5 protein-coding genes and 1 riboswitch are annotated in these 6,929 nt (G+C 35.9%); of the genes, 1 reads left to right on the plus strand and 4 read right to left on the minus strand.

Annotation, left to right across the window (positions count from 1 at the left end):
- Nucleotides 1-115: 115 nt before the first annotated feature.
- The 4 genes from BUB12_RS12900 to pckA form a co-directional block, all read right to left on the minus strand.
- Nucleotides 116-922, minus strand: a complete 807-nt coding sequence (locus tag BUB12_RS12900) for an ABC transporter permease (protein WP_072891336.1) — start codon at nt 920-922, stop codon at nt 116-118.
- Between the two features lie 24 nt (nt 923-946).
- Nucleotides 947-1,723, minus strand: a complete 777-nt coding sequence (locus tag BUB12_RS12905) for an ABC transporter ATP-binding protein (RefSeq protein WP_072891337.1) — start codon at nt 1,721-1,723, stop codon at nt 947-949.
- A 12-nt stretch (nt 1,724-1,735) separates the two neighbouring features.
- Nucleotides 1,736-2,731 carry an ABC transporter substrate-binding protein gene (locus BUB12_RS12910; protein ID WP_072891338.1) on the minus strand — a complete coding sequence of 332 codons (996 nt, stop codon included), beginning with the start codon at nt 2,729-2,731 and terminating at the stop codon, nt 1,736-1,738.
- A gap of 294 nt (nt 2,732-3,025) precedes the next feature.
- Nucleotides 3,026-4,615 (minus strand): phosphoenolpyruvate carboxykinase (ATP), encoded by a 1,590-nt coding sequence (gene pckA, locus BUB12_RS12915; RefSeq protein WP_072891339.1) that lies wholly within the window; start codon nt 4,613-4,615, stop codon nt 3,026-3,028.
- Between the two features lie 569 nt (nt 4,616-5,184).
- A riboswitch (SAM riboswitch) is annotated at nt 5,185-5,292 on the plus strand.
- 187 nt (nt 5,293-5,479) lie between these two features.
- Here pckA and metK point away from each other — a divergent pair.
- Nucleotides 5,480-6,676 carry a methionine adenosyltransferase gene (gene metK / locus BUB12_RS12920; protein WP_072891340.1) on the plus strand — a complete coding sequence of 399 codons (1,197 nt, stop codon included), beginning with the start codon at nt 5,480-5,482 and terminating at the stop codon, nt 6,674-6,676.
- Nucleotides 6,677-6,929 lie beyond the last annotated feature (253 nt).

Genomic DNA, 6,929 nt, shown 5'->3' on the forward strand with positions numbered 1-6,929 from the left:
AAATAAAAAGTTGATTAGAATGGAAACCAGACAACCTTCTTAATATATCCATCTTAATATTTTTGCCATGCCGAAGCCTAATTCAACAAAACTATAACATCGAGCTCTTATCTAATTACCCCGTATGTTTGATCAACCATGTTTCTACTTTTTCCACGACTTTGTACATAATAGCTGCAAATACCGCAATCAATATCAGACTTGACATAACTAACGTAAAATCAAATACCTGGAATCCATAAACTATTAAATACCCCAAACCTTCTTTAGATACTAAAAATTCTCCAACAATTACCCCAACCCACGATAGACCTACATTCACTTTCAAAGTTGAAATCATCACTGGTAGCGTTGCTGGAAAAACGGCTTCTTTAAAACATTGCCACCTAGTTGCACCAAAACTACGTAAAACTTTTTCATAGTTCGGGTCTACTTCTTTAAATCCTGAGTAGACTACGAGTGTCGTGATAATCACAGAAATAATGGCACCCATTGCAATAATGGAGAAGTATCCAGGACCAAGTGCTACGATAATAATAGGTCCCAGAGCCACTTTAGGCATCGCGTTCAATATTACTAGATAGGGATCCATAATTTTTGAAAAGCGAGCCGAAGACCAAAGGGCAATCGCAATTAAAATACCAAGTGCTGTTCCAATAATAAAACCAAGTACTGTCTCAAACAAGGTTACTTGTAAATGAATTAACATAGAACCATCAGAAAACCTGGTCACTAATGAGTCGTATACCCGAGTAGGTGAACTGAAAATTAATGGGTCAATCCAACGTAATCTACTAAATATCTCCCAAAATGCAAAGAAACCAATTAGGATAATTATTTGCCAAGTAAAGACTATTTTTTTCTCTCTTTTGAGATTGTTAATATAGTTATCAAAGAGGCGTTGATCGGATTTTTCTGTCATATGCTATCCAACCCCTTTTTTATTTTATACTGGAGATGTTTCATCTTCGTTTAACTCCTCCCATACCTTATCAAAAATGATTTGGTATTTTGGGTGACGTCTAACATGGAAAGGTAATTCATTTCTTAATTCAATAGGCACATCGAATATCTTTTTTATGGAGCCGGGGTTTGAGTCCATTACGACAATACGATCACTCATTGAAATGGCCTCTCCAATATCATGAGTAACTAAAACGGCTGTTTTATTGTAAGCATGTAGGAGTTCAAAGACCAAGTTTTCAAGCTTTAATTTAGTTTGATAATCAAGTGCTGAAAAAGGTTCATCGAGCAGCAATACTTTAGGATCTGTAATTAATGTTCGCACAAGGGCCACCCGTTGTCGCATACCACCAGATAAAGAACTAGGATAATTATTAGCAACATGAGGAATACCTACTTCATCTAATAATAAAAGAGCTTTATCGTGCATTTCAGTGGATTCATTTTTTTGAATTTTTGGTCCTAATAAGATATTGTCAATAATGGTTTTCCATGGAAAGAGATAATCTTGCTGAAGCATATAACCGATTGCTAGTTCAGAGTTTTCAATTGGTTGATTATCAAGTTTTACATTGCCTGAAGTGTGTTGCATAATCCCTGCTATTATGGATAGGATCGTTGATTTTCCACAACCACTTGGACCTAAGAGTGAGATGAATTCACCTTCATTGACGGAAAATGATATATTATCCAATGCTTTAGTGTATCCCTTTGTTGAAAAATACTGATGTGACACATGTTCTAAGGTTAGAAAAGACAATGCATTTCCTCCTTATTCATTCATAATTTCTTCGGCAATGTCGGTGTTAACAACGTCTTCATATGGTACGTCTTCAGGTAATTCTCCTGCTTCATCCATAATATTTTTTAAGTTGTTCCATTCTTCTTCATCTAGAATTGGGTCTGTTGCAAATGATCCTTGATTTTTATAACGCTCGATGGAAGAAGTTAAAATATCTAACTCTACATCGTCAAAGTATGGTTGAACAACTTCAGCAATTTCTTCTGGGTCTGCATCCTCCACCCATTGTTGAGCTTGATAAATAGCTCTAGTAAATGCTTTGACATTTTCTGGATTATCTTCAAAATAGCTTTGTTTTGCCATAAATACGGTGTATGGCACATGACCAGATTCTTCACCGAATGATGCAATTACATGACCATTTCCTTCTTTTTCAAAAACACTAGCTGTTGGTTCAAAAAGTTGAACGTACTCATAATCACCTGTTGCAAAAGCACTCGGTATATTTGCAAAGTCAATATTTTGGGATAAATTTAAATCATTATGTGGGTCAATTCCGTGTTGTTTTAACACAAATTCCCCAACCATCTGTGGCATTCCACCTTTACGTTGACCAAGGAAGTTACTATCTTTTAAATCCTCCCATTCAAAGTTCTCTACGTTTTCCTTAGATACTAGAAACGTTCCATCTGTTTGTGTTAATTGGGCAAAATTTACTGCATAGTCGTTTGAATCTTGGGCGTAAACGTAGATTGACGTTTCAGCTCCAACTAAGGCAACATCAATCCCGTCCGATAATAGAGCTGTCATAGTGGTGTCACCACCCCAGGTTGTTTGCAGTTCAACATCTAAGCCCTCATCTTCAAAAAATCCCTTTTCTAAAGCAACATATTGTGGTGTATAAAATACTGAACGGGTTACCTCACCTATGTTTATAGAAGTTGTTTCATCGGAATCTGAACTACATGCTGCAAGAAGTACGATAAGTAGTGACGAGAACAAAACTAAAAACGAAGCTTTTCTCATGAAATTCATTCCTTTCCTTAAAAGATTTGACAGTATATAGCGAAACAAAGCCAATTTTAATGTATCTCTATACGAAAACATATTATGCCAGGGTAAAAAATGTGTGAATGCCTAGTTTCTGAAAAAGAAATTATTTGAAGTATGGAGTAGGAGAATGAAGATTTTTAATGAATAAAAAAACGACCTCTAAATGTAGAGGTCGTTCTGTTGGTATTAACCAACATAGGTAGACTTAATACTTACAATGTACTTTCAGATATTTAAAACCCTCTTGGGATGAGGTAACAACATTAATTATGGTCGATACAATGGACCAGCCTGAAGAATGTCTTCATTTACTTCTGAAAACTTATTGAAGTTCTCATGGAATTTAACTGCTAAAGCTTTTGCTTCGCGATCATATGCTTCTTTATCACTCCATGTTTGTTTCGGTGTTAAAACCTCATCAGGAACACCAGGAACATGGGAAGGAATAGCTAAACCAAATATTTCATCAGTTTTCGTTTCAATGTTGTTAAGCTCTCCTTCTAAAGCTGCGTGCACCATCGCACGAGTATAAGAAAGCTTCATACGTTGGCCTTCACCATAATGACCACCAGTCCAACCAGTGTTGACCAAAAATACATTGGAATCGTATTGGTCGATTTTTTCACCAAGCATCTTCGCATAAGTTGCAGGTGTTAAAGGTAAGAATGGAGAACCAAAGCAAGCAGAAAACGTAGCCTCGGGTTTAGTTACTCCTCTTTCTGTACCTGCTAATTTACTTGTGTATCCACTTAAGAAGTGATACATAGCTTGTTCTTTAGTCAATTTACTAATTGGTGGCAGGGTACCGGAAGCATCAGCTGTTAAGAAAATGATAGTGTTAGGATGCCCCGCAACACTTGGAGAAACAATATTATCAATATTCTCTAACGGATAAGCAGCACGTGTGTTTTCCGTTAATGACGTATCATCGTAATCTGGTAATCTAGTTTGATCATCTAACACAACGTTTTCTAAAACAGAACCAAAGCGAATTGCATCAAAGATTTGTGGTTCTTTCTCATGAGAGAGATTAACACATTTTGCATAACATCCACCCTCAATGTTGAAAACCCCATTAGAACCCCATCCATGTTCATCATCACCAATTAAGCGACGATATGGATCGGCAGAAAGCGTTGTTTTACCTGTGCCGGAAAGACCGAAGAAGAGAGCGACATCCCCTTCATTCCCAACGTTTGCAGAACAATGCATAGAAAGAACATTATTTTTAGGTAGTAAGTAATTCATCACTGAAAAGATAGATTTTTTAATTTCACCAGCATATTCTGTTCCACCTATGAGGACTACTCGCTGTTTGAATGAAATCATTACAAATGCTTCAGAATTTGTACCATCCAATACAGGATCAGCTTTGAAAGTTGGTGCTGAAATTACGGTAAATCCTGGCTGATGATTGGCAAGCTCATCTTCTGTTGGTCGGATAAATAATTGTTTTGCAAATAAATTATGCCAAGCAAATTCGTTAATTACTTGTAATGGAAGTTCTTGCTTTTTATCTGCACCAGCAAAGCCGTTAAATACAAATAACTCTTCTTTGTCTAATAAATAAGTTACTACTTTTTTGTACAATCTATCAAAAGTAGCTTCATCAATTGGTTGATTAACTGAACCCCAATCGATCGATTCTTCACATGTTTCATCACGAACAATAAATTTATCATTAGGAGAACGGCCAGTATATTTTCCCGTAGTCGCTGTAACGGCACCAGTTGATGTTAAGATACCTTCTTTTCGAGATAAAATTTTTTCAACCAATTGAGGTACAGATAGGTTATTCTGTACTTGATGATGTGATAATAAATCTTTCAATAATGAAGACTGTTCTATCGTTTCCATAGCGATATCATACCTACCTTTAGCAGAAATTTTGGGATCGTTTCACCTTTAAATTATGAATAAAAGTTACATGTCCTATTTGTTTATTAGTATAACACATTATTTTAATTAGTCCATACTAATTATAAATTTATTTTATTAGACCTATGTCAAAAGCGTGACAAATATGTAATCAATAAGCATCACCTAACCTTCATAAATAAAATCCTCGCTCCTCTAGACCGAAAATAAGAGCTGTCTACACACTGATTAAAGCGTTTTCATATATGCTAGTTTAACGTATATGTATTAGAATGTACAAGAACTAATTTCAGATGAAATTTAAGTGGTAAAAAGATACTAATTAACTAGATTATTAATCGAATTGCTTTAGAAAAAGTAGTTATAAATTATATGTTATTAGTTTGGTTGAAAGATGGTGATTAAAAGTAAGTCTTTTAAATGGAAAGAGGAACAATTTAAATGAGGATTTAATATTCTAAAGGTATAAATGGATAACTTGTGACAATATCACGTAATCATTTGACATAACTAATCCTTTTCGATAATCTAAACGTTGAGCGGATACTCTCTTATTCAGAGTCGGTGGAGGGACGGACCCTATGAAACCCAGCAACCATCACATAAGGTGAAAAGGTGCTAACCTGATGCAAGGATATTTCCTTGAACAATAAGAGCGAAAGGCCACATTCCTTTCCTCATGATTGTAGGAAGGGCTTTTTTATTTTGTATCATAAAATAATAGCAGTTTGTTCCTAAATTCTGATACTAAATTCTCAATTAAGCTTAAAGCTTTTGTTCTTAGGATATAATACTGATAGAAACAGAGTTCCGTACCAAAATTTAAAGGGAGGATTTAGCCATATGGCTAAAAATCGTCGTTTATTTACTTCTGAATCAGTAACAGAAGGGCATCCAGACAAAATTTGTGATCAAATCTCTGATGCAATTCTAGATGAAATTTTAAAGAAAGATCCTGATGCACGTGTTGCATGTGAAACTACAGTTACAACTGGTCTTGTATTAGTTGCTGGAGAAATATCTACTAGTACGTATGTTGATATTCCTGCAATTGTTAGACAGACCATTAAAGATATTGGTTATACCCGTGCAAAATATGGTTTTGATGCTGAAACATGTGCCGTATTAACTGCAATTGATGAACAATCACCTGACATAGCTAGTGGTGTTGATACAGCGCTAGAAGCTAGACAAGGAAAAATGACCGATAAAGAGATTTCTGCTATTGGTGCTGGTGACCAAGGATTAATGTTTGGTTTTGCATGTGATGAAACAGAGGAATTAATGCCATTACCAATTTCCTTAGCACATAAACTTTCAAAACGATTAGCAGATGTGCGTAAAAATGAAATACTTCCATATTTACGCCCGGATGGAAAAACACAAGTAACCATTGAATATGATGAAAATGATATTCCGCAACGAGTTGATACAATCGTAATTTCTACTCAGCATCACCAGGATATTACTTTAGAACAAATTGAAAAAGATTTAATGGAGCATGTCATTAAGAATATCGTTCCTGAAAATTTGTTAGATGATCAGACTAAATACTTTATAAATCCAACTGGCCGTTTTGTAATTGGTGGACCACAGGGAGATGCTGGTCTTACTGGTAGAAAAATCATTGTTGATACGTACGGTGGTTATGCACGTCATGGTGGTGGAGCGTTCAGTGGAAAAGATGCTACAAAAGTAGATCGTTCTGCAGCATACGCAGCTCGCTATGTAGCTAAAAACATTGTAGCAGCCGGACTTGCGAAGTCATGTGAAGTGCAATTGGCCTACGCTATTGGTGTGGCTGAACCCGTTTCCATTGCTATTAATACGTTCGGTACAGGAGTAGTTAGTGAAGAGGCTTTGGTTGAAAAAGTTCGCGAATTATTTGATTTACGTCCTGCAGGGATTATTCGTATGCTAGACCTACAAAGACCAATTTATAAAGACACTGCTGCATACGGACATTTTGGTAGAACAGATTTAGAATTCCCTTGGGAAAAAACAGATAAAGTAGATGAGTTGAAAGTATTGGTGAAGTAAGTTAAAAGGAAGCAGGGACTTAACTAACTATAATCAATCTAAAAACCAACAATTTTAGTCAAACAAGTTGTGAATGTTAGGTATTCATAGGATTGATTGTTTTTATAGTTATTATAAACTCAAAGTTAGTGCTTAGTTGATTTCCACTGCTGGCAGTCGCTTTCACTTCCAGCACAAGGGCGACATCTGTTCAATCTTCCTTCGGTCGATTTCACAGTGTCTTCTTTGCCGCCGGGCACGGCTTCAGCCAGGC

Source organism: Ornithinibacillus halophilus (assembly GCF_900129485.1).
Lineage (GTDB): Bacteria > Bacillota > Bacilli > Bacillales > Amphibacillaceae > Ornithinibacillus > Ornithinibacillus halophilus.